Annotated in this window: 24 protein-coding genes and 1 tRNA gene; 17 read left to right on the top strand and 8 right to left on the bottom strand. The window is 67.0% G+C overall.

The features are described from left to right. Positions 1–40 precede the first annotated feature (40 nt). The 6 genes from BM337_RS13075 (at position 41) to hpt (ending at position 5006) form a co-directional block, all read left to right on the top strand. Positions 41–478 (top strand): type IV pilin domain-containing protein, encoded by a 438-nt coding sequence (locus BM337_RS13075; protein WP_089817034.1) that lies wholly within the window; start codon positions 41–43, stop codon positions 476–478. Positions 479–485: 7 nt separating this feature from the next. Beyond that, entirely contained in the window at positions 486–929 is a 444-nt protein-coding gene (locus BM337_RS13070) for a type IV pilin domain-containing protein (RefSeq protein ID WP_089817033.1), read from the top strand. Between the two features lie 159 nt (positions 930–1088). Next, positions 1089–1664 (top strand): DUF7344 domain-containing protein, encoded by a 576-nt coding sequence (locus BM337_RS13065; protein WP_089817199.1) that lies wholly within the window; start codon positions 1089–1091, stop codon positions 1662–1664. 162 nt (positions 1665–1826) lie between these two features. After that, the gene (locus BM337_RS13060) at positions 1827–2315 is read left to right on the top strand and encodes a hypothetical protein (RefSeq protein ID WP_089817032.1); all 489 of its coding nucleotides are present in this window, start codon (positions 1827–1829) and stop codon (positions 2313–2315) included. Next, entirely contained in the window at positions 2312–4291 is a 1980-nt protein-coding gene (locus BM337_RS13055) for a hypothetical protein (RefSeq protein WP_177227480.1), read from the top strand. The genes BM337_RS13060 and BM337_RS13055 overlap by 4 nt, the downstream gene beginning before the upstream one ends. A gap of 145 nt (positions 4292–4436) precedes the next feature. Beyond that, the gene (gene hpt, locus BM337_RS13050) at positions 4437–5006 is read left to right on the top strand and encodes a hypoxanthine/guanine phosphoribosyltransferase (protein ID WP_089817031.1); all 570 of its coding nucleotides are present in this window, start codon (positions 4437–4439) and stop codon (positions 5004–5006) included. A 102-nt stretch (positions 5007–5108) separates the two neighbouring features. Here hpt and BM337_RS13045 read toward each other — a convergent pair whose 3' ends face one another. The 4 genes from BM337_RS13045 to BM337_RS13030 all read right to left on the bottom strand — a co-directional run bounded on the left by BM337_RS13045 (position 5109) and on the right by BM337_RS13030 (position 7500). Beyond that, positions 5109–5708 (bottom strand): hypothetical protein, encoded by a 600-nt coding sequence (locus BM337_RS13045; protein WP_089817030.1) that lies wholly within the window; start codon positions 5706–5708, stop codon positions 5109–5111. Between the two features lie 426 nt (positions 5709–6134). Next, positions 6135–6209, bottom strand: a tRNA-Met gene (locus BM337_RS13040). A 72-nt stretch (positions 6210–6281) separates the two neighbouring features. Continuing rightward, positions 6282–6740: a GtrA family protein gene (locus BM337_RS13035; protein ID WP_089817029.1), complete on the bottom strand. Its 459-nt coding sequence runs from the start codon at positions 6738–6740 to the stop codon at positions 6282–6284. Further along, positions 6733–7500 carry a glycosyltransferase gene (locus BM337_RS13030; protein WP_089817028.1) on the bottom strand — a complete coding sequence of 256 codons (768 nt, stop codon included), beginning with the start codon at positions 7498–7500 and terminating at the stop codon, positions 6733–6735. The genes BM337_RS13035 and BM337_RS13030 overlap by 8 nt, the downstream gene beginning before the upstream one ends. 150 nt (positions 7501–7650) lie before the next feature. Here BM337_RS13030 and BM337_RS13025 point away from each other — a divergent pair, with 150 nt between their 5' ends. Beyond that, on the top strand, positions 7651–10059 hold the full coding sequence (locus BM337_RS13025; protein WP_089817027.1) for a DUF2298 domain-containing protein: 2409 nt from the start codon (positions 7651–7653) through the stop codon (positions 10057–10059). A 23-nt stretch (positions 10060–10082) separates the two neighbouring features. Here the strand turns inward: BM337_RS13025 and BM337_RS13020 are convergent, their stop codons facing one another. After that, positions 10083–10343, bottom strand: coding sequence for an HAH_0734 family protein (locus tag BM337_RS13020; RefSeq protein WP_089817026.1), 261 nt, complete (start codon positions 10341–10343; stop codon positions 10083–10085). Between the two features lie 128 nt (positions 10344–10471). Here BM337_RS13020 and BM337_RS13015 point away from each other — a divergent pair, with 128 nt between their 5' ends. The 7 genes from BM337_RS13015 to BM337_RS12985 all read left to right on the top strand — a co-directional run bounded on the left by BM337_RS13015 (position 10472) and on the right by BM337_RS12985 (position 13690). Beyond that, entirely contained in the window at positions 10472–10699 is a 228-nt protein-coding gene (locus BM337_RS13015) for a hypothetical protein (protein WP_089817025.1), read from the top strand. Between the two features lie 100 nt (positions 10700–10799). Then, positions 10800–11078 carry a 50S ribosomal protein L44e gene (locus tag BM337_RS13010; RefSeq protein ID WP_089817024.1) on the top strand — a complete coding sequence of 93 codons (279 nt, stop codon included), beginning with the start codon at positions 10800–10802 and terminating at the stop codon, positions 11076–11078. Between the two features lie 3 nt (positions 11079–11081). Then, the gene (locus tag BM337_RS13005; RefSeq protein WP_089817023.1) at positions 11082–11255 is read left to right on the top strand and encodes a 30S ribosomal protein S27e; all 174 of its coding nucleotides are present in this window, start codon (positions 11082–11084) and stop codon (positions 11253–11255) included. Then, complete coding sequence (locus BM337_RS13000; protein ID WP_089817022.1) at positions 11252–12055, top strand: translation initiation factor IF-2 subunit alpha; 804 nt, start codon at positions 11252–11254, stop codon at positions 12053–12055. The genes BM337_RS13005 and BM337_RS13000 overlap by 4 nt, the downstream gene beginning before the upstream one ends. A 20-nt stretch (positions 12056–12075) precedes the next feature. Beyond that, on the top strand, positions 12076–12258 hold the full coding sequence (locus BM337_RS12995; RefSeq protein WP_089817021.1) for an RNA-protein complex protein Nop10: 183 nt from the start codon (positions 12076–12078) through the stop codon (positions 12256–12258). A 4-nt stretch (positions 12259–12262) separates the two neighbouring features. Beyond that, positions 12263–13018 carry a proteasome assembly chaperone family protein gene (locus BM337_RS12990; protein WP_089817020.1) on the top strand — a complete coding sequence of 252 codons (756 nt, stop codon included), beginning with the start codon at positions 12263–12265 and terminating at the stop codon, positions 13016–13018. Between the two features lie 66 nt (positions 13019–13084). Then, positions 13085–13690 (top strand): J domain-containing protein, encoded by a 606-nt coding sequence (locus tag BM337_RS12985; protein WP_089817019.1) that lies wholly within the window; start codon positions 13085–13087, stop codon positions 13688–13690. A gap of 36 nt (positions 13691–13726) precedes the next feature. Here the strand turns inward: BM337_RS12985 and BM337_RS12980 are convergent, their stop codons facing one another. Further along, positions 13727–14914, bottom strand: coding sequence for a threonine synthase (locus BM337_RS12980; RefSeq protein ID WP_089817018.1), 1188 nt, complete (start codon positions 14912–14914; stop codon positions 13727–13729). 134 nt (positions 14915–15048) lie between these two features. Here BM337_RS12980 and BM337_RS12975 point away from each other — a divergent pair, with 134 nt between their 5' ends. Next, the gene (locus BM337_RS12975; RefSeq protein ID WP_089817017.1) at positions 15049–16317 is read left to right on the top strand and encodes an NAD(P)/FAD-dependent oxidoreductase; all 1269 of its coding nucleotides are present in this window, start codon (positions 15049–15051) and stop codon (positions 16315–16317) included. 55 nt (positions 16318–16372) lie between these two features. Here BM337_RS12975 and BM337_RS21205 read toward each other — a convergent pair whose 3' ends face one another. Beyond that, positions 16373–16525 carry a hypothetical protein gene (locus tag BM337_RS21205; RefSeq protein ID WP_177227478.1) on the bottom strand — a complete coding sequence of 51 codons (153 nt, stop codon included), beginning with the start codon at positions 16523–16525 and terminating at the stop codon, positions 16373–16375. An 87-nt stretch (positions 16526–16612) separates the two neighbouring features. Further along, positions 16613–17293, bottom strand: a complete 681-nt coding sequence (locus BM337_RS12970; protein WP_089817016.1) for a metallophosphoesterase — start codon at positions 17291–17293, stop codon at positions 16613–16615. A 125-nt stretch (positions 17294–17418) separates the two neighbouring features. Here BM337_RS12970 and BM337_RS21200 point away from each other — a divergent pair, with 125 nt between their 5' ends. Both BM337_RS21200 and BM337_RS12965 read left to right on the top strand, forming a co-directional pair. Then, positions 17419–17568, top strand: coding sequence for a hypothetical protein (locus tag BM337_RS21200; protein ID WP_177227475.1), 150 nt, complete (start codon positions 17419–17421; stop codon positions 17566–17568). Between the two features lie 477 nt (positions 17569–18045). Continuing rightward, positions 18046–20772 (top strand): integrin alpha, encoded by a 2727-nt coding sequence (locus tag BM337_RS12965; protein ID WP_177227473.1) that lies wholly within the window; start codon positions 18046–18048, stop codon positions 20770–20772. Positions 20773–20849 lie beyond the last annotated feature (77 nt).

Here is a 20849-nt window from a genome sequence, read left to right as displayed (position 1 = left end):
CGATTCTCCGGCCACTGGGTGCGTGTCGCATACCAAAACCATGCAACTCAAAGAACTCCTTTCGGACGACGACGCCGTATCACCCGTGATAGGCGTCATCCTGATGGTCGCCATCACCGTGATCCTTGCGGCCGTCATCGCGACGTTCGTTCTCGGCCTGGGCGACCAGGTCAGCAACACCGCGCCGCAGGCAAGTTTCAGCACCGATTATTCAAGTAGTGATCTCACTGTCACGCACGAAGGAGGTGACTCCATCCGTGCGGGTAGTCTCTATATTCGAGGTAGTAGCGGAGTCAGTGATACTGGTAAGTGGCCTTCAATCGATAGCTCATATTCAGATTCCGACATGGTTTCGGCCGGGAATAGTATCACGGTCGGCGTCGGAGCCGACAGCGGTGAGACAGTGAGAGTCGTTTACCAGGATCCTAACGGCGGTAGCTCTGCGACGCTCACCACCTGGGAAGGGCCTAACGCTTAATAAAACAATGAATATCAAATCACTACTCTCTGACGACGACGCTGTTTCGCCAGTCATCGGCGTCATCCTGATGGTCGCCATAACCGTGATTCTCGCAGCCGTCATCGCGACGTTCGTCCTCGGCCTGGGCGACCAGGTCAGCAACACCGCTCCGCAGGCGAGTTTCAGTTTCGATTACGATGGCAGTGATCTCACCATCACGCACAATGGTGGAGATTCGATCAACGCTGAAGAGTTGTTCGTACGAGGTACAAACGATGATGGATCGTGGTCAGATGGCGCAACTGATACGGTCAGCGGTAGTACTACCTACAGCGACGGCGATAAGATAAGCGCAGGGGACAGCGTGACGGTGTCAGTAGATGACGGCGACACCGTCCGCGTCGTTTACCAGTCCTCCGAGGGCGGTACCTCCGCAACGCTCGGCACCTGGGAAGGCCCTAGCGCCTGAACGTCCTTCTGCACTCTCTTCTGTCGTCTCGTCCGAGCGTGAGTAACAATCACTTCTCCCAGCCACCGCTGCGATTATATAGTGGGCCACCACATGCGGGAACGTAGAACGACGGCCGCGACGGCGTCGATGGGGCCGACGCAGGGGATTGACGTCACCATGAGTAACCATACAGAGCAAGTCACGAACGTGGGCAGGGGTGTCCAGGACCTCTCGAAGGGGGAGATATTCGACGTGTTGCAGAACAAGCGACGGCGATTCGTCCTCCAGTACCTCCGTCGGCACGGCGGGCCGGTGGAACTGGGCGACCTCGCGACGCAGGTTGCCGCCTGGGAGTACGAGACGTCGTGCGAGGGCATCTCGAAGAAACAGCGCAAGCGGGTCTACACGACGCTCCAGCAGACGCACCTCCCGCGCATGGCCGACGTGGGCATCGTCGCGTACGACTCCGACGACGGCGTCATCGACACGACGTGCCAGACCGACGACCTGACGGTGTACCTCGAGATCGTCCCCGGCGGGGAGTTCCCCTGGCGCGAGTACTACCTCTCCGTCGGCGCGGTCAGTCTGGCCCTCGTCGCGACGCTGTGGGTGGGTCTCTTTCCGTTCACCAGGATTCCACCGCTCGTGCTGGCGACGGTTATCGCAATCGTCCTCACGATTTCGGCCGGGTACCAGAACCTGCACGGGCGCGAGATGACGCTCTCGGAGTACGAGAGTACCAGCGACGACTAGTCGGCCGGATTTCAGTGTCCCGGACACCCCGTTGAGAATGCCTCACTCCGGAACGGACGACGCGTTTGTACCGCTGTGAGTCAGCCCTGATAGCGGCGTATCCAGACCACCGACGTCGCAGGCACGATGGATTTATCTGCGGGGTTACTCTCCGTTGGGACGATGAATACGGAACGAGGCGTCGTCTACGGGGTTATCGGCCTCGTGCTCGCGACGACGCTCGTTTCGGGACCGCTCGTCGGAGCGGTCGACTTCACTACTGCGCCAGAGCAACGGTCGTTCGGAAGCGGAAACGCGACGGTGGGTGACGTCTCTCTCCCATCGAGTACCGAAATTACGTCCGGTCGCTTCGGATCGGGCGAGTACTACGTCCTCGTCCCGGACGCGACACTCACGGTGGCGAACGTCACCGGAACGCCGTTGCTCGCCTACCAGTTCTCGATTCCCGCGCTGGGATACTCGCGCTCGACGACCCACTTCGTGACATCGTCCGATACGGGGACGTACGAACTCTCGCTCAAACGGGACGCTATCGAGCCCTCTCGCGTGGAGAATCGGAGCTACGACGGGACCGTCACGGTGTTCCTGCGCTCGAACGAATCCGAGCGACGGCTGGCCGAGCGGAACGTCACGGTCGAGGTGACTGGATGAGCGTCCGGCCGGCGTGGGACGATTCGACCAGCCCGCTCCGGCGGAAGACACTCTCGCTCCTCTGGGGCGACCGTGTCGGCCTGCTGATCTTCCTCCTGAGCCTCTGCCTGTTCGGGCTGACCTGGCGGACGGCGTTCCTCATCAACGATAGCTACACCATCGCGAACGGCGTGTATGCACTGGAACACGGGTCCCTGGACATGACGACCGCGGCCTACGGGCCCGGCCTGGAGACGCCGGGGGCGGAGTGGTACGACGGCGAGCTGTACTCGCGCAACTACGGCGTCATCTTCGCCGCCCTGCCGCTGGTCTACCTGCTCCGGGCGCTCGAACTCGTCGCGGACCTCCGCGTCGTCCTCGTCGCCGCGTGGTGTCTCACCCTCCTTGCCGCGACGCTACTGGCCGGCCGGATCCTGGACCGTCGACGAACGGCGACGTACGCTGGCAGCGTCGCCGTGTTCGGCCTTTTTTCACTGAACGTCGCGCTGGCGACGCCCCTCGACCCCGTCCAGCACCACCTGATCGCCCTCCAGATCGTCCACATGGTCGGTGCGGCGTTCGTCGGCGTCTTCGCCTACCGGCTGGTCCGGGAACTTCACGACCGCCGGCGGGCCGTGCTGGCGGCGGTCCTCGTCACGCTCGGCACGCCGCTCCCGTTCTGGGCAGCGGTTCCCAAACGACACGTCCTCACGGCCGCCGTCGTGCTCGCCGTCGCGTTCGCCATCGCGCGAAGCCGAGACGGGAAACGGGCGTACGCGACGGAGTCCCGAGCGCTCGCGTACGTCCTCGTCGGGTTGCTCGCCTGGGTCCACGCCCCGGAGGCACTCGTCGTGCTAGTCGCGCTCGCGGTCGTCGACGTCCCCTCGGCGCCCGCGAACGACGCCCGCTCGCTCGCCGTCGTCGGCGGGGCGTTCCTCGTCTCCCTCGTCCCGATGCTGGCAACGAACTTCGCGCTCACGGGCGACCCGCTGACCGTCCCGCGTGCGCTTCGGAACGCACCGCCCGACGCGGACCTCTCGATAGACGGTCCGTCCGGCCCGAATCCAGCTGCCGACGGCGGCGACGTCTCGCTCGAGACTGGTGGCGAGACCACCGAGATCGGGAGCGTCTCGGAGGGAGGCGCCGGAACTCCGACCGAAGGCGGCGACGGCGACGGGCGCACCGGCTGGTCGATTCCAGCGGTCCTGCTCCCGGTCGTCGCCCTGACCGAGTCGGCGGTCGAGGTGCTGGCGACGTTCGGCGAGTTGCTCTCGCAGGGCCTGTCGAAACTCTCGACGCGTCCCGAACAGGTCTACCACTCGTTCGTCCGCAGCGGCTACGTCGACCGCGTCGCCAGGCGGGCACAGGACGCACCCAGTGCGAACCTCTCCTTCCTCGAATCGGCGCCCGTCGTCGCTGGCCTCGTCGCGGTGATACCGGTCGCGTTGGCCTCGGCGAGAGAGCGCGTCGATGCGTCTCGACTACGGCCCCGGGTCCCGCCAGTCGACGGGTTCGTCGTCGTGTTCGCGGTCTGTTACTCGCTCGTATACATTTCGCGGTTGCCGGTGCACGCACAGGTCACAGTCCGCTATCTCTTCCCGCTCTATCCGGTCGCAGTGTACGGGCTCGTGCGGCTTCCGCCCGTCGGCGCGATCCTGGACCGACACTGGCGGACGATCGCCTGGACGTACAGCGCTGGGCTACTGGTCGGAAGCCAGTTCCTCCTCGTCGCACTCGTCTTCCTGGCGCCTGGCCGCGGTGAGGCGTTCCAGTTCCACGCCCTGCTGGCGCTCGGAACGGCAGGACCCGTCGGAGCCTGGGCCCTCACGGGCCGATCAGCCGGGAAGTGTGGCCAGTTCGGCGCGCTCTCGATCGGGCTCGCGACGGCGGCGGCGACCACCTTCCTCATTTTCGTCACGGTCGAATACTTCGCCCTCGGAGACAGCCACGCGTTGCCGATGGTACGGGTCCTCGCAGAGCTGGTCGACCTCGTCTAGTCCGCCGACGTCGCCACGACGGACTCGACACTCGAACCTCGACAAAGCAGAGCGTTGACGGTGGCGAGACGAACGCAGTGAGTCGAGCTTCGTCAGAACGAAGTTCTGACGGTGGGTTTTTGTGCCGCCTCGCAGTACCGCCAGCATGGATCAGCTCAAGCAGTCGTTGCTCGATGCGCCGATCATCGAGAAGAACGGGTATCACTACTTCGTCCACCCGATCAGCGACGGCGTGCCGATGCTGCGACCCGAACTGCTCCGCGAGATCGTCATCAAGATCATCCGGAAGGCCGAACTCGAAGACGTCGACAAGATCGTCACCCCGGCGGCGATGGGCATCCACATCTCCACTGCCGTCTCACTCATGACCGACATCCCGCTCGTGGTCGTCCGGAAGCGTCAGTACGGCCTCGAGGGCGAGGTCGCACTCTCACAGGTCACGGGCTACTCCGAGAACGAGATGTACGTCAACGACGTCTACGAGGGGGACCGCGTGCTCCTCCTCGACGACGTGCTCTCGACCGGCGGGACGCTCGCGGCGCTCACCGGCGCACTGGACGAGATCGGCGCCGACGTTCGCGACATCGTCAGCGTCATCAAGAAGGTCGACGGCGAGAACAAACTCGCCGACGCTGGCTACGAGGCCAAGACGCTCATCAACGTCGACGTCGTCGACGGCGAGGTCGTCATCGTCGACGAGCACGGCGACGACTAGCGAGCGACCGAGCCTGTGTGGGAGCGGGTGGGAATTGCTACACCGACTGACCCGTACTGACGAGCGGTGTGGATAGCCCGGGTGACGCCCCCTTCTGACGAGCTAAGCGGGATAGGACCGGTCCACCGCGTCGGCGACCGTCGAGTCGGCGGTGGACCCGATAATCCACTCCAGGGGAACCTCACGCGTCCGGTCACCGACGTCGAGCACGGCCCTGTCGGCGATCAGTTCTCCCTGGCCCGGAACGCCCCGGTGCCAGGGCGGCACCTTCTCGACGACCCCCTCGGCGATGTACCCGTAGACTGCGCTGTGTGGCCCTTCGACGTAGTATGCGACGCGGTCGCCCTCGGTGAGCGCATCCGCGTCGACGCCCGGTTCGGGGCCGTCGATGGGTTCTACTTCAGGCTCGTCGGCCGGATCCTCGCCCCGGTCGAGGGCGTCTCCACGCCGGCACTCGATCCGTTCGACGACTTCGAACGACTCGACCGTGACCTCGGACTGGCTCTCGTACCACGCGGTCAGGGCGTCCTCGATAACGTCCCTGGTAGCGTCCCGCCGCGACGTGACGTCGAGATCGACGGTCGCCGACTCGATGCCGGTCGCGCCGCGGTACTCGACGACGAGGACGAACCTCTGGTCCGCCTCCCCTCGTGCGATCTGTTCGAACGACAGCGTCTGATCGTCGACTGTGAGTGTCCCCATTTTGTGACCCCCTCGGCTCTTCGTTAAAATCAACTCAGTTCGTGCCACTAAAAATCGTTCGGCTTTGCAGTCGGCGACCCGACGTCGGTCGGCGATAGCATCGAGCGGGGTGGCGGTGGATTCGAACCGGAGGCAGACGGTCGCCCGCACTCCGTTCGGGCGCTGCGACTGCCAGGGTTCAAATCACCGTGACCAATTCCGAAGCGACCTGGTTCACTCGTCGTGATCCGAGAGAGCGAAGCTCTCTCGTCATCACGAAAGGCGCGGAGCGCCTTTCGAACGACTCCGCTCCTCGTTCACATTGGTCGCTTCGAGAATAGCGGGAGGTGGATTTGAACCGGAGGAAGACTCGCTGACGCTCGTCTTCCAGAGTTCAAATCACCACGTGCTATATCAGTCGCTCACGAATATGTTCGCGACAGAATATAGCGGGAGGTGGATTTGAACCACCGATCTACGGGTTATGAGCCCGCCGGAATCTCCTGGCTATCCCATCCCGCTACTACATTCATACCCGAGTCGGTTTATTAAGGGTTGTGATCCAACTGCCGTCCGGGAACGCCTCCCGCGGTGTTACGTATCGTGGACTCGCCAGGTGAACAGGCTCTCGAAGACGTAGTTGACGAACATGGCGATACCGATGGCGATGGGGCTCGCGGCGAGGAACCACAGGTCCACGCCGAAAACCCACAGTTCCACGGCCAGCTGCTGGGTCAGGAACCAGTAGACGGTGAGCTGGATGGCGACGCCGCCGGAGCGGACGAGGTGGGACTTCACCAGGCGCTTGAGCAGCGGGCCACGGCCGGCCTCGCCGGCACCGGCGAACGTCCAGTGCTCGTTGACCAGGAACATCACGAGGATGGCCGTCTCGATGCCCGCGGCCTTCGACCACATCTCCTGAACGCCCACGAGCAGCGTGAGGACGGCCAGGACGGTGTTGTCGCTGATGGCGCCGACGACGCCGACGGAGGCGAACTTCCCGAAGCGAACGCCAGAGAGGAGTTCACCGACGGCCGGCGTCGAGTCACTCATCTTTCTCCACGAGGGCCGTGGGCTCCTCGCGTCTGGCGGCGATGGCAGTGTGGAGGCGACTGTTCCTGACCTGTTTCGCGCGATGGCGCGCGGTCACGAGCGCGCGTGCCATCCGGAGCGACGTCCGGACGGGTGAGACGGTCGACCCGGGCTGGTCCTGCCACTCGATGGGCACCTCGTCGATGTGAAGGTCGAGGGCGGCGGTCATGGCGACGAGTTCGACGTCCCAGGCGAAACCAGCGTCGTAGAGGTGCTCGCGCACCATCTCCCAGGCCGCGGCGTCGATGGCCTTCGCGCCGCACTGGTAGTCGTACAGCGCCTCGTCGAGCAACTGACCGGCGAGCCAGGCGAACCCGTCGCCCAGGAATCGCCGGGCGAGCGTCTGGTGGCTCTGGACCGTCGCGTCGGGGTGGCGCCGCGAGCCGACGGCCAGGTCCGCCTCGCCGTCGCGAACGCGGTCCACGATAACGGCGAACCACTCGGCGGGCGTCGACCCGTCGGCGTCGGCGAAAGCGAGGACGTCGGTCTCCAGCGCCTCGAAACCCGCGGTGACGGCCGCGCCCTTCCCGCGACGATACGGGACGGCGTTGACCGTCGCCGGCAGGTCCGCAAGCTCCCCGGGGACGGCTTCCTTCGGGTCGTCCAGTTCGATGCGGATCGCGGCCGGGTCCAGTGCCTCGTCGAGGGCGTACACGTACCGGCGGAGGCGTTCGACGTCGGGCCTGAACGCGGGGACCACGATACCGACGGACCGCGCCATTACGTTGGTCCACCCGGGGCGCGAGTAAAAACGGTTCGACATGCGTCGCGCTCACACGAACCGGGTGGCTGGACCGGGGCCGACCCAGTTGCGTCGAACGGGCACGTTCGTTCAAAAAGCGTATAGTTCCGGCTTGCGCTGTGTCCGATAATGGAATTCGGTCTCGTCGCGCTGTGGCTACTGGTCTACCTGGCCCTCCTCTACGCGGGCGCGACGCTCGCAACCGCGCTGTTCCCCCGCTTCGCCGACCGCGGCGTGGGCGTGGCGTTGCCGCTGGCGCTCGCCGTCCTCTGGCTGGTCACCTACTTCGTCGGCCGCCTGTCGCTGACCGCCGGCGTCTGGCTCGGCGTGCTCGTCCTGGTCGCCCTCGCGGCCTACGCGGGTTATCGCGGCGAGACGGTCGACCGGGGGCTCTACCTGGAGATCGCAGCGGTGTTCACCGTCGCGTTCCTCTTCCTCGTCGCCATCAGGTCGGCCGACCCGGGCATCCGCCCCATCGGCGGCGAGAAGTTCCTCGACTTCGGCCTGCTGAAGTCGCTCCTCCGGGCCGACAGCCTGCCCCCAGAGGACATGTGGTTCGCCGGCGAGCCCGTCGCCTACTACTACGGTGGCCACCTCGTCGCCGCCATCCTGACGAAGATTACCGGAACCGCGGGCCACTACGCCTACAACCTCGCGCTGGCGGGGTTCTACGCCGCGCTCGTCACCGCAGTCTACGGGCTCGCGGGCTCCGTCGCGGCCGACCGGGGAATCTCCCGCCGCGCCGCGGGCGGGTTCGGCGCCTTCTTCGTCGGCATCGCGAGCAACCTCTCGACGCCCGTGAAGTTCCTCGTCTGGTTCCTGCCCGACGGCCCCGCGAACTGGCTCGCCGAGACGAGCGGACTCCCCGTCGAGGGGCTGGCCGACGGCGGTCCCTCCGAGTTCGGCTACTGGGACGCCAGCCGCGTCATCGAGGACGACGTCGCCGACTTCGCCGGCTTCGAGCCCAGCGCCGCCTTCGTCATCGACGAGTTCCCCTTCTTCTCGTGGCTCAACGGCGACCTGCACGCCCACATGATGAGCACGTCCTTCCTCCTGCTCGCCGCGGCGCTCTGTTTCGCCTACTACCAGACGCCCGCGGCCGAGGTCCGTCGACGGCGCGCGCTCCTCCTCGGCTGTCTCCCGCCGCTGGCCGGGCTGATCGCCGTCGTCAACACCTGGTCGTTCCCGTCGGTCGGCGGCCTGGTGGCGCTCACAGTCATTCTGGCTCCGGCCGACCCCCGGAGCCTGCTCCCCGCTGGTGCCGGCGGCCAGCCTGACGAGACCAGGCTTCGCGACGAGGGGGCTCGCCTCGCGCTCGGACTGGGGGCCGCCGTCGTCGTGATCGCGCTCGGCCTCCTCTGGTCGCTCCCCTTCTGGCTCGGCGCAGCCAGCGGCCGGGAGGTGGCATTCCTCCCCGACCGCTCGTCGCTTGTCGAACTCCTCCTCGTCCACGGCGTCTTCCTGGCGGCGTTCGTCCCGTACCTCTACGCCCGGACCGCGGACGCGACGGACCGCGACACCGCCCAGATCGTCGCCCTCGTCGCATTCGGGGTCGCCGCGTTCGCCGCGTCGGTCGACCTGGCCGCGCTCGGCCTGTTCCTCCCGCTGATCCTGGGCGGCTGGGTGCTCCGGCGCGGCGCCGTCCACCTCGACGGGGTGCGAGCAGCGCCGACGACGAGTTCCGATGGCGGCCAGGTCAGCGAGGCCACCGAGGCCGCCGAGGCCCTCGAGGCCCGCGTCGGACGGAACGGCGCACTGGGGCCTTCCCCCGTCGGCTTCGAGATGGTCCTGATCGTCGCGGGCGCCGGGCTGGTCACCCTCGTCGAGTTCGCCTTCGTCGCCGAGAACGTCGGCCGGATGAACACCGTCTTCAAGACCTACATGCAGGTGTGGGTGCTCTGGGCCGTCGCCGCCGGCGTCGCGCTGGCCGGGTTTCTCGACGGCTGGCCGTCCCAGTCAGTCCCGACGTGGAAGCCCGCCGCCGCCCGCGTCTTCGCCGCGGTCCTGATCGTCTCGGCGTCACTGTACGCGGGCCTCGCGCTGTCCTCGCACTTCGCCGGCAACGACGTCGCCGGGAGCGACGGCCCCACGCTGGACGGGCGCGCCTGGATGAACGAGAGCCACCCCGACGAGGCCCAGGCCATCCGGTGGCTCGATTCGAACGTCGAGGGGCGACCGACGATCGTCACCGGCACTCCAGCGGGATACAGCTGGTATCCCCCCGACGGCGAAGGGTCGAGCGCGCCCGCCAGCATGACCGGCATCCCGACCGTGCTCGGCTGGCACCACGAGGCCCAGTACCGCAACAAGACGGTCTACCGCGAGCGACTCGGCCACGTCGAGACCATCTACACCGGCGAGCCGGATCAGCAGGCCGCACTGCTCGCGGAGTACGACGTCCGCTACGTCTACGTCGGCCCCGCCGAGCGCAACAACTACGGCGAGATCACCGTCGGCGACGTCGACGGCGTGAGCGTCCACCGGACGTGGGGCGAGGTGACGCTCTACCGGGTCGAGACTCACTGGGAAACCGAATAGAAAATGACGCGGCAGCGCGCCGCTCAGGCCTCTGCCTTCCGCCGGATCACGTCGACTGCCTCGGCGTCGACGTTCTCCGTCTCCAGGTGCATCGGGATGTAGTCCTGGTACTTGAACGTCTCGTGCTCGTCGTCCTTGCCGATGGTACACCAGAGCTGTGGTTCCTCGGGCCCGTGCCACTCGCCCTGGACGTTGACGGCGAACACGTTCCACTCCTCCCCGTCGTACTCGATGACGCCGCCCTTCCTGACGCCGGGGTTCCCGTGGATGATCAGCTTCTTCATGGGACTGGGTTTGTGGACGCTCTACTTAGTGACTTCGAAGGGAGCGAAGCGGCGGACTGGTCCGCGGCGCGAACGGACCGTCCCGCCACCAGGTTTAACAGTCGCGCGGGCGTCACGTCGGGGCGAACATGGACGAAGCGCTCGAAGCCGCGGAACTGCTGGCGGACTCGGGGTTCGAGGGAGCGTTCGTCTGGGCACTCCGCGCCGTGGGCCTCCTGGTAGTGCTGGCCGGCCTGGGCCTGTGGCTGCTGACCGAGGCCGGACTGCTGGTCCTCCCCGCAGTGCTGCTAGTCGTCGGCCTCGCGCTCGTCGTCTTGCCGGGGCTGTTGCTCCAGCTGGCCGAGCTGTTCGTGTGAGACGGACCCACGAAACGGCCGAATCGCCGGGTACCGGGCCCGACCCGAACCAAACGGGTTTTAAGCAACCGTGTCTAAACTCGCCGTAAGGTAGATATCTATGGAGATGCCACGCCGGTTCAATACGTACTGTCCGCACTGCAACGAGCACCAGGAACACGAGGTCGAGAAGGTCCGTACCGGCCGCCAGACCGGGATGAAGTGGATCGACCGACAGGAGAAGCGCAACTCCGGCATCGGGAACGACGGCAAGTTCTCGAAGGTCCCCGGTGGCGACAAGCCCACCAAGAAGACGGACCTGAAGTACCGCTGCAGCGAGTGCGGCAAGGCCCACCTCCGCGAGGGATGGCGCGCCGGCCGACTGACGTTCCAGGAGTAAATCATGCCAGGAAGCTTCCTCAAGGTCGAGTGTCCGGACTGTGAGAACGAACAGACCGTCTTCAGCAAGGCTGCCTCCGAGGTCGCCTGCGCCGTCTGTGGCCACACGCTCGTGCGGCCCACCGGCGGCGAGGCGGACATCGAGGGTGAGGTCCTCGAAACCGTCGCACACCGATGAAGTTCAGTGGCTGGCCGGAACCCGGCGAACTCGCCGTCGGCGAAGTAGACGACGTCAACGAGGACAGGGGCGTCTACGTCGACCTCGACGAGTACGAGGACAAGCGCGGTTTCGTCCACATCAGTGAGGTCGCCAGCGGGTGGATCAAGAACGTCCGCGACCACGTCAGCGAGGGTCAGACCGTCGTCGTGAAGGTGCTCGACGTCAACGAGTCCTCGCGGCAGATCAACCTCTCGATCAAGGACGTCAACGACCACCAGCGCAAGGAGAAGATCCAGGAGTGGAAGAACGCCCAGAAGGCCGACAACTGGATGGAACTGGCCTTCGGCGAGGACATGGACGACGAGCAGTACTCCGCCATCGCCAACGCGCTGCTGGCCGAGTTCGGCTCGCTGTACGACGGGTTCGAGCAGGCCGCCATCCACGGCCACGAGGCCCTCGAGGACACGGACCTCGACGAGGACGAGATCGACGCCATCGTCGAGACCGCCCGGGACAACGTCTCGGTGCCCTACGTCACGGTCACGGGCTACGTCGACCTGACCTGTCCCGAGAGCGACGGCGTCGAGTGCATCAAAGAGGCCCTGCAGGCCGCCGAGGGGAACGGCGAGGTGCCCGAGGAGGTCGACCTCGAAGTGACCTACGTCGGCTCGCCCGAGTACCGCATTCGCGTGCAGGCCCCCGACTACAAGCAGGCCGAGTCCCAGCTCGAAGAGAGCGCCGACCGCGCCCGTGCCGTCGTCGACGGCCACGGCGGGACCACCGGGTTCCACCGCGAGCGTAACGTCGAAGACGAGTAACCGAGCGGTTCTTTCTACCCATGCGCGCCGACATCCACGTCTGCTCGGACTGGCGCGCGGCCCACGACCGTCCAGTATACACGCTGGCGGACGCCTGTCCAGAATGCGGCGCAGACGCCGTCAACAGCGCTCCTGCGCCCTTCAACCCCGAGGACCCACACGGCAAGTATCGACGGTCTCTTAAGCGCCGACGCCGCGACTAGGCGCATGGACGAGTTCGAAATCGAGTGGGTCGCGGACGTCGATCTCGACGCGCCGGTACTGGTCGAGGGGCTCCCGGGCGTCGGCCACGTCGGCAAACTGGCCGCCGAGCACCTCCTCGAGGAACTCGAGAGCGAACTCCTCGCGCGGGTGTACTCCCAGCACTTCCCGCCGCAGGTCAGCGTCGAGGACGGACACGCCGAACTGGCCAACGCCGAGTTCCACGCGGTCACGCCCGACGAGGGCCAGGACGTGCTCGTGCTCTCGGGCGACCACCAGGCCCAGGACAACGTGGGCCACTACGGCCTCACCGACGCCTTCCTCGACGTCGCCGAGGAGGTCGGCGTCGAGACGGTGTACGCGCTGGGGGGCGTCCCCACCGGTGAACTCATCGAGGAGTACGACGTCCTCGGGGCGGCCACGGTCGAGTCGTTGACCGACGAACTCGAGGACGTCGGCGTGGAGTTCCGCGACAACGAGCCCGCCGGCGGCATCGTCGGCGTCTCCGGGCTCTTGCTCGGTCTGAGTGAACGGCGTGACGTCCCCGCGGCCTGCCTGATGGGCGAGACGTCGGGCTACCTCGTCGACCCCAAGAGCGCCCAGGCCGTCCTGGAGATACTCCAGGACCTGATCGGCTTCGACGTCGATTACGCCTCGCTGGAGGAGCGTGCCGAGGAGATGGAGGAAGTCGTCCGAAAGATTCAGGAGATGGAGCAGGGACCCGCGACGCCGTCGGACGAGGACCTGCGCTACATCGGTTAGGAACCGGCCGTTGGCCAGCGAGGCCGTGGCGATTCTTTCTTAATCGCTCGCCGCCAAGGCGGGCACGTGCTCGCGGAACTGGGACCGTTTCCGGAGTGGCTCCTCGTCGGCACGCTGCTGGGCGTACTCGGCAGCGTCGTCGTCGCCGGCCTCTTCCTCGTCGCGAACCGGCTATACCCGACGCCGACGGCGACGAGCGACGGCCGGGGCGACGGGGAGGGACGGCGCCGCGACGAGCTACGGGCGTACCTCCAGGCCATCGACGAGTCCTACGCGGAGGACCACTTCGTCGAGGGTCAGCACGTCGCCTTCTACCTGCCGGAACGCGACGTCGCCATCACCTTCGACGCGCGCGCGTTCTACCGCATCGAGCGGTCGCCGACGACGCCGGTGCTCGTCGAACACGAGATGCCCGGCGTCCAGCTCGGCGCGCGTCTGCCCTTCGAGACGCCGGAAGTCGAGTTCGGGACGCAGGTCGAACGGGACCAGGTCCACCCCGCGACGGCGGCGTTCCGCGAACTCGGCCTCCCAGCAGGCGCGACGCTAGAAGAGGTCAAGCGAGCCTACCGACGCCGCGTCAAGGAGGTCCACCCCGACCGCGGCGGCGACGAGGACGCCTTCAAACGAGTCCGCGAGGCCTACACGACGGCCAAGCGACACGCCGCCGACTGACCCGGTGACGCGCCGTTCCACTGGTCCATCACGTTCCTACATCCCCTGGCTCATCAGGTAGCTCCGCAGCAGGTCGGCCTCCTTGCTCCCGGCGATCGGATTGACGAGCGCGACGGTATCGTCGGACTCCAGGTGGCCGTCGGCCGCGAGCGCACGGGCGCCGGCGACGGCGACGCCCCCGGTCGCGCCGACTTCGACGCCGGTCTCGCTCGCCGCGTCGGCGCCGGCCTCCAGGATGGCGTCGTCGTCGACGACCACGGCCCGGCCGCCGGTCCGGTCGACCGCGTCGACGGCCAGGGCCCCGGCGGCCGGGTCGCCGACCTCCAGGGGGCCGACGATGGTGTCGGGCGTCTCGACCGAGTCCAGTTGCCCCTGTTCGGCCCAGCGGTCGTACACCGGCGGACAGCCCTCGGGCTGGACGGCGTAGAGGCGCGGGGCGTCCTCGACCAGACCCGCTGCGTCGAGGTCGTCGACGGCTTCGTGAATGCCCGCGATGACGTTCCCGTGACCGACCGGCACGACGACGGCGTCGGGCGCTTCCCAGCCGAGCGCCTCGGCGAATTCGAAGTAGACGGTCTTGGCGCCCGCCCGACGATACGGCGACGCTGGGCCGACGGGCGTCCACTCCTCGGCGTCAGCCACAGCGTCCTCGTACGCGCCGAGCGCGTCGGCGTAGCGTCCCTCGACAACCGTCATGTCGCCACCGTGGACGTTGACCATCGCCTTGTTGACGAACGGACAGCGCGTCGGGACGAACGAGTGCGAGTCGATGCCGGCGCGGCCGGCGTATGCCGCGGCCGACTGCCCGCCGTTGCCGGTCGTCGGCAGTGCGACGTCGGCGGCGCCCTGCCGAACGGCGGCCGTGACGGCCAGCGAGAGGCCGCGGTCGGCCACTGTGCCCGTTGGATTCCGCCCTTCGTCCTTGATCAGTAGCGCTCCGACGCCCAGATCGTCGGCCAGGTCGGGACACGACACGCTCGGGGTCGCTCCCTCGTCGATGCTGACGGCGGTGTCGCGAGTGAACGGCAGGAACTCGGCGTACCGGTGGAGGCCGTCGTCGTCGCGGCCCCGCACCGTCGCCGCGTCGACGTCTCCGAGTCCTTCGTCGTCCGTGGCCACCTCCAGCAGGCCGTCGCAGTCGGGGCACCGGTAGACCGCCCCGGACGGATCGAACGTGGCGCCACAGTCGAGGCAGTGGAGCGAGTGATCAGCTGGGTCGTCCATGCAGGGAGTCCACGGCCGTGTGCCTTGTGCTGTGCGATGTCGGCCGGACGGGGCGCTGGCCGCGCCCGTCGCATCGCCCCACACCGGACCAGTGGGGCGGTGTGGTTTTCCGGGAGACGGTCGAACCGACCGGTATGAGCGACGTCGTCGTGGTCGGTGGCGGACTCGCGGGACTCGTCGCGGCCCGCCGGCTCGCCGAGTCGGGCGCGGACGTGACGGTGTTCGAACGAGAGTCGCGGGTCGGCGGCCGGGTCCGGTCCCACCGGGTGGACGGCTACACGCACGACCGCGGGTTCCAGGTGCTGTTCTCGGCCTATCCCGCCGTCCAGCGGGAGCTGGATCTGGACGCGCTCGACCTGCGATACTTCACGCCGGGCGCGACCATCGCCCGGCCCGGGGAGCGGTCGGTGCTCGTCGACCCGCGACGCGCGCCGACGAACGCGCTGCAGACGCTGTTCAACGGGGACGTCACGTTCGGCGACAAGCTCCGGCTGTTCACGCTCCAGCGCGAACTCGCCGGTCGGTCGCCCGAGGCTATCCTGGACCGCGGCGGGACGAGCACCCGGGCGTACCTCGAAAGGGTGGGGTTCTCGAAGCAGTTCGTCGAGAACTTCGCGGCGCCGTTCTACGGCGGTATCACGCTGGACCGGGACCTGGAGACCGACAGCATGGTGTTCGAGTACACGTTCAAGATGCTCTCGGAGGGGCGCATCGGCGTGCCGGCCGCGGGCATGGGCGCGATTCCCGACCAGCTAGCCAAGCGCGCGGAGATGGCAGGGGCGACCATAGAGACGGGGACCGCGGTGTCGTCGGTCGATCCCAGTTCGACGGAGGCCGTCCTCACGGTCGACGGGGAGACCGTCGTCGCCGACGCCGTCGTCGTGGCGGCGGACCCGCCAGCTGCACGTGATCTCACCGGTCTCGGGTCGATTCCGACCGAGGCCCGGAGCTGCGTCACACTCTCCGTCGCGCGCCAGTCCCGGACCGGCCTCCCGACGGGCAAGCGCCTGATTCTCAACGCCGGGGAGTCCGGCCCGAATCAGGTGGCCCCGATGTCGGCCGTTGCGCCCGAGTACGCGCCGAGCGACGCGACGCTGTACAGCGCGACGTTCCTCGGAGACCGCGAGGAGAGCGACGAGACGCTGTTCGAGTCGGTCAGAGAGACGATGGCGTCGTGGTACCCCGAGGCCAACCTCGCGGACCTGGAGCTGGTCGCGACCGACCGCGTCCCGTTCGCCCAGTTCGCCCAGCCCCCGGGGTTCCGCGCCGGCCTGCCCACCGTCGACGACCCGGACGGGCCGGTGTTCCTCGCCGGCGACTACACCAGGTGGTCGTCGATTCAGGGAGCGCTGGAGAGCGGACGGGTGGCTGCCGAGGCTGCCGTCGAAGAACTGGAGCGGTGACGGAGCGATTCCGGGGCGGTACCGGAGCGGTGACGAAGCGGTGACGACGCCGGGCTCAGCTCGGCCGGCCGGCGTCGGCGTGTGCGTTCTCCGCGTGATCTTCGCCGTTCAGGATCCGTGGGACGTAGTACAGCGTTCCCCAGCAGAGGAGCGTGAGTCCGAAGAGCGTCGTTCCGATGAGCGCGAGCGCCACTTGCGTCGTAGCCATGTGCGAGCGAGGGCCGCCGCGGCCAAAATAGCTTCCGGGATCGATCCAGATTCCTGCAGGCCGCATCCCTACAGCATCCGGCGCGACCTACAGCATCCGTCGGAACTCCCCCAGCGGCGGGAACTCCAGGGTCTCGCCGGCGTCCTCGTCGCGAACGATTGGCCTGAACGCCTCGGCGCTCCGGACGAGGGGTGACATGAAGTCACCGGCGTACATCCCGTTGACCCTGACGCCGCGGACGAGGCGGTTGAACGAGGGGAGCATCAGGACGTCGGCACCGCGATAGGCGTCCTCGCCGTAGAGGTAACACGGTCGGCGCTGTCCCTCGATGACGATGGTCGGGTGGTCGTGGCCGACGACGTACCGGTCGGCGTCGGCGTCTGGCGTCTCGTGGCCGTGGAGAACCACCGTGTCACCGACGCGGTACTCGTCCCGAATCCCGCCGTCCCAGAGCGACTCGATCATCGGGTCGTGGTTCCCCGGCGTGACGGTGATCTCGACGTCGTACGCATCGCCGATGCGAAAGACCTCCCGGACCGTCTCCTCGACGGTCCGGGGAATCGTGCCGAACGAGTGGAGGAAGTCGCCGGCGACGACGACGGCCGAGACGTCGCCTTCGCTCACGAGCGCCTCGAAGCGCCCGGTCATGTCCGCGCTGTCGCCGACCGGAACCTCCAGGTTCGCCGTCTCCCCCTTCCCCACGTGGAGGTCCGCGAGCACGAGGACGTCGTCGAGGACGAGCGCCCGGTCCCGGTAGGCCAGTTCCATGGGCGGCGGGTCAGTGCCGCCCGGCTATCAACCTGACGCCACGCAGTTTCGTGCGCTCGGCGTCCTCACCGAAGCCCCCCGACTGGAATCGCCAGGTTTCAACCGTCGCGCGACGAACGCGACGTATGGACGACATCGAAGCGACCGTTCGGGAGTTCCTGGCCAGCGCCGACGACTGTTACAGCGAGTACGACAACGGGTACACCGACGCGGACGCGACGCTCCGCCGCCTCGAAACGCACATCGACGATCTCCGTGACGCAGTCGAGGAGTAATACTCGCTTCGCTTCTCTCGACCAGTGCGGAAGCGTCGCAGCCGGCGGAGGGAGGGGCGCGATTCGCGGCGTCGGGATCCGAGCGGTCTACTCTGGGCTTCGAAAGCCACCGTTATCCGGGGAGTGCGTCGGCTTAACTCGGTCGCGCCTGGTCCTATCAGTCTACCGTAGCGACGGCGGAGGCGAACGTCCCTCCGCCTCGCGACGGATGTGACAGAATCAGGTTGTGTTTTTCGACTCGGTACAGAACGGTTCTGACGCGCTCGTCAGTACTCCTGTAAGCGGACGTTGTCGGTCGGATCGTCGCGAGTTACTCGCCCGGCTTCGACCGGTAATATCCCTTACTCTCGTTTCTCTATTTATAACAAAGGTGACTGGTCGGGTACCGTCGAAGGAATGCTTCCAAAGCGAATCTCTACGACAGCGTTGTCGAATGGGACAGTCGTCGCGATCACATTCCTCGTGGTCGCGAGCACGATGGTGATTACCGCCGGCGCCGTCACGACCGGTGGTCAGTCACAGGTCGCACAGCAAGCCGAACCGGACGGGCTCTCCGGCGAGACCAACCTCTCGGACGCGGACACGGAGTTCCACGGTGAAGGTATGAACGATACCGCGGGGCGATCGGTCGCCAGCGCCGGTGACGTCAACGGCGACGGCGTCGACGACCTGATCATCGGCGCGCCGCACAACGACACCGGCGGCGAGGACGCCGGCGCGGCCTACATCGTCTACGGGCCCGTGAACGCGAGCGAGGTCGACCTGGAAGACGCCGACGTCAAACTCGTCGGCGCCTCGGCCGACGACATGGCCGGCTGGTCCGTCTCGCACGCGGGTGACGTGAACGACGACGGCTACGACGACGTCGTCGTCGGTGCGCCGAACCACGACTCGACCGGGTCGAACACCGGCGCGGCCTACGTCGTCCACGGCGGCGACTCGCTCCCCGCGAACATGAGCCTCGCCGACGCGAACGCTACCCTGGAAGGCACCGACGCGGACGCCCGCGCGGGCTGGTCGGTGTCGAACGCGACCGACGCAGACGGTGACGACGCGGTCCTGGTCGGAGCGCCCTACGCGAACGACGAGGCGGGCGCCGCGTACCTGGTCCCCGGCGCGGACGCCAACGGAACCGCTGCGCTCGACGACGCAGCCGCGGCGACGATGGAAGGCGAGTCGGCCGGCCACCAGGCGGGCTGGTCCGTCTCCGGTGCCGGTGACGTCGACGACGACGGCACGGCCGACGTCGTCGTGGGCGCGATGAACTGGTCCGGCGAGACGAACGAGACGGCGAGCGCCGGCGGCGCCTACGTCGTCTCCACCGACGTCTCGGGGACAGTCGACCTCGGATCGGCCGACCTGATCCTCACCGGCGCCTCGGACCGCGACCGTGCCGGGTGGTCCGTCTCGGGCGCCGGTGACGTGAACGACGACGGCGTCGCGGACGTCGTCGTCGGCGCACCGTACCACGACGCCGACGCCGTCGACGCGACCGGCGCGGCCTACGTCGTCTACGGCGGCGCCGACGCCGAGGGAGTGCGCTCCCTGGCCGATGCCGACCGAACGCTGACCGGCGACCGTGAGGGCGACCTGGCGGGCTGGTCCGTCTCCGACGCCGGCCCGGCCGACGTCACCTGTGACGGAATCGACGACCTGCTCGTCGGCGCACCCGGCCACGACGAGAACGGAAACGACTCCGGTGCCGCCTACGTAGTCGCCGGAGCCCAGTCGCCCCCGGCGTTCCAGTCGCTCGGTGACGCCGCCGCCACGTTCTACGGCGAGGCCGCCACCGACCGCGCCGGCCACGCCGTCTCCGGCGCCGGCAACGTGACCGACGACGGCGGACAGGCTATCCTCGTCGGCGCGCCGGACAACGACAACGACGGAGAGACCGACGCCGGCGCCGCGTACCTCCTGAACAGCGACTGCGGCGACGTGACGACGGATAACGAGACAGAGAAGCCGACTGACGCGGAAACGGACACCGACACCGAAACGAAGACCGATCGGCCGACCGACACAGAAACGGACACTGAGACCGACACCGAGACGGAAACAAAGACTGACACCGAGACTGACACGGAAACGGACACCGAGACGGACACGGAGACAGACACCGAGACAGACACCGAGACGGAAACAAAGACCGACACCGAGACTGACACGGAAACGGACACCGAGACAGACACCGAGACCGATACCGAGACGGACACGGAGACAGACACTGAGACCGAGACTGACACCGAGACGGACACGGAGACAGACACTGAGACCGAGACTGACACTGAGACCGACACGGAAACGGACACCGAGACGGACACGGAAACGGACACTGAGACCGATACCGAGACGGACACCGAGACAGACACCGAGACGGACACGGAAACGGACACTGAGACCGACACGGAAACCGATACCGAGACCGACACTGAGACCGACACGGAAACGGACACTGAGACCGACACGGAAACGGACACTGAGACCGACACGGAGACCGATACCGAGACCGACACTGAGACTGACACGGAAACGGACACTGAGACCGACACGGAGACGGACACTGAGACCGACACGGAGACTGACACCGAGACGGACACTGAGACTGACACGGAAACAGACACTGAGACCGACACGGAGACTGACACCGAGACAGACACTGAGACTGACACGGAGACCGATACCGAGACGGACACTGAGACCGACACGGAAACGGACACTGAGACCGATACCGAGACGGAAGATCAGCGTGCGGCGATCAGCTACGTTCTGCTCTGCACAACTGACGAGGGAGCACCCACGATAGGCGGAGCAGGAGCCGATGACTGTCCGGAGGGCGAACCGTTCGTCAGGTGGGAGTGGACCGGTAGTTCGTTCACTGCCGAAGGCGACGAAGCGGGAACGACGATGACAGCTGAGGCATTTAAGGAGCCGAACGAGCCGGTCGAGGCCCAGTGGACGTCGACGATCTACGACGTCACCGGCGCCGTGGTCGGAGCGGGCGGGGAGACCTGCACGTTCCCCGGCGACCCCGGAGACCTCCCGGACAGCGGGGACGTCGAGTCCTGTGAGGGAACAGGCGCCGCGTCGATGAGCAACCCGGCCGGTAGTGGAATAGTCCCCGGATCGGCACCAGGCGGACTGATAGCCGGGACGTTCGCGTTCGCCGGCGCATCGGTCCTGGCCTTCAGGCGACGGAACTACTGACGGAGCGGTCGGACCAGCCGAACCACGTCGATTTCTTCGTTTTTTCGACCGCGGCGGACCACCAACAGTTATCGGCG

The organism is Halomicrobium zhouii (assembly GCF_900114435.1).
GTDB classification, from domain to species: domain Archaea; phylum Halobacteriota; class Halobacteria; order Halobacteriales; family Haloarculaceae; genus Halomicrobium; species Halomicrobium zhouii.
This window is presented reverse-complemented; position numbering and strand designations above follow the sequence as displayed.

Bases quoted from the DNA above. Each gene is read 5' to 3' on its own strand.
- BM337_RS13075 (WP_089817034.1), top strand. From the start codon at position 41: ATGCAACTCAAAGAACTCCTTTCGGACGACGACGCCGTATCACCCGTG.
- BM337_RS13070 (WP_089817033.1), top strand. From the start codon at position 486: ATGAATATCAAATCACTACTCTCTGACGACGACGCTGTTTCGCCAGTC.
- BM337_RS13065 (WP_089817199.1), top strand. From the start codon at position 1,089: ATGAGTAACCATACAGAGCAAGTCACGAACGTGGGCAGGGGTGTCCAG.
- BM337_RS13060 (WP_089817032.1), top strand. From the start codon at position 1,827: ATGAATACGGAACGAGGCGTCGTCTACGGGGTTATCGGCCTCGTGCTC.
- BM337_RS13055 (WP_177227480.1), top strand. From the start codon at position 2,312: ATGAGCGTCCGGCCGGCGTGGGACGATTCGACCAGCCCGCTCCGGCGG.
- hpt (WP_089817031.1), top strand. From the start codon at position 4,437: ATGGATCAGCTCAAGCAGTCGTTGCTCGATGCGCCGATCATCGAGAAG.
- BM337_RS13045 (WP_089817030.1), bottom strand. From the start codon at position 5,708: ATGGGGACACTCACAGTCGACGATCAGACGCTGTCGTTCGAACAGATC.
- BM337_RS13035 (WP_089817029.1), bottom strand. From the start codon at position 6,740: ATGAGTGACTCGACGCCGGCCGTCGGTGAACTCCTCTCTGGCGTTCGC.
- BM337_RS13030 (WP_089817028.1), bottom strand. From the start codon at position 7,500: ATGGCGCGGTCCGTCGGTATCGTGGTCCCCGCGTTCAGGCCCGACGTC.
- BM337_RS13025 (WP_089817027.1), top strand. From the start codon at position 7,651: ATGGAATTCGGTCTCGTCGCGCTGTGGCTACTGGTCTACCTGGCCCTC.
- BM337_RS13020 (WP_089817026.1), bottom strand. From the start codon at position 10,343: ATGAAGAAGCTGATCATCCACGGGAACCCCGGCGTCAGGAAGGGCGGC.
- BM337_RS13015 (WP_089817025.1), top strand. From the start codon at position 10,472: ATGGACGAAGCGCTCGAAGCCGCGGAACTGCTGGCGGACTCGGGGTTC.
- BM337_RS13010 (WP_089817024.1), top strand. From the start codon at position 10,800: ATGGAGATGCCACGCCGGTTCAATACGTACTGTCCGCACTGCAACGAG.
- BM337_RS13005 (WP_089817023.1), top strand. From the start codon at position 11,082: ATGCCAGGAAGCTTCCTCAAGGTCGAGTGTCCGGACTGTGAGAACGAA.
- BM337_RS13000 (WP_089817022.1), top strand. From the start codon at position 11,252: ATGAAGTTCAGTGGCTGGCCGGAACCCGGCGAACTCGCCGTCGGCGAA.
- BM337_RS12995 (WP_089817021.1), top strand. From the start codon at position 12,076: ATGCGCGCCGACATCCACGTCTGCTCGGACTGGCGCGCGGCCCACGAC.
- BM337_RS12990 (WP_089817020.1), top strand. From the start codon at position 12,263: ATGGACGAGTTCGAAATCGAGTGGGTCGCGGACGTCGATCTCGACGCG.
- BM337_RS12980 (WP_089817018.1), bottom strand. From the start codon at position 14,914: ATGGACGACCCAGCTGATCACTCGCTCCACTGCCTCGACTGTGGCGCC.
- BM337_RS12975 (WP_089817017.1), top strand. From the start codon at position 15,049: ATGAGCGACGTCGTCGTGGTCGGTGGCGGACTCGCGGGACTCGTCGCG.
- BM337_RS21205 (WP_177227478.1), bottom strand. From the start codon at position 16,525: ATGGCTACGACGCAAGTGGCGCTCGCGCTCATCGGAACGACGCTCTTC.
- BM337_RS12970 (WP_089817016.1), bottom strand. From the start codon at position 17,293: ATGGAACTGGCCTACCGGGACCGGGCGCTCGTCCTCGACGACGTCCTC.
- BM337_RS21200 (WP_177227475.1), top strand. From the start codon at position 17,419: ATGGACGACATCGAAGCGACCGTTCGGGAGTTCCTGGCCAGCGCCGAC.
- BM337_RS12965 (WP_177227473.1), top strand. From the start codon at position 18,046: ATGGTGATTACCGCCGGCGCCGTCACGACCGGTGGTCAGTCACAGGTC.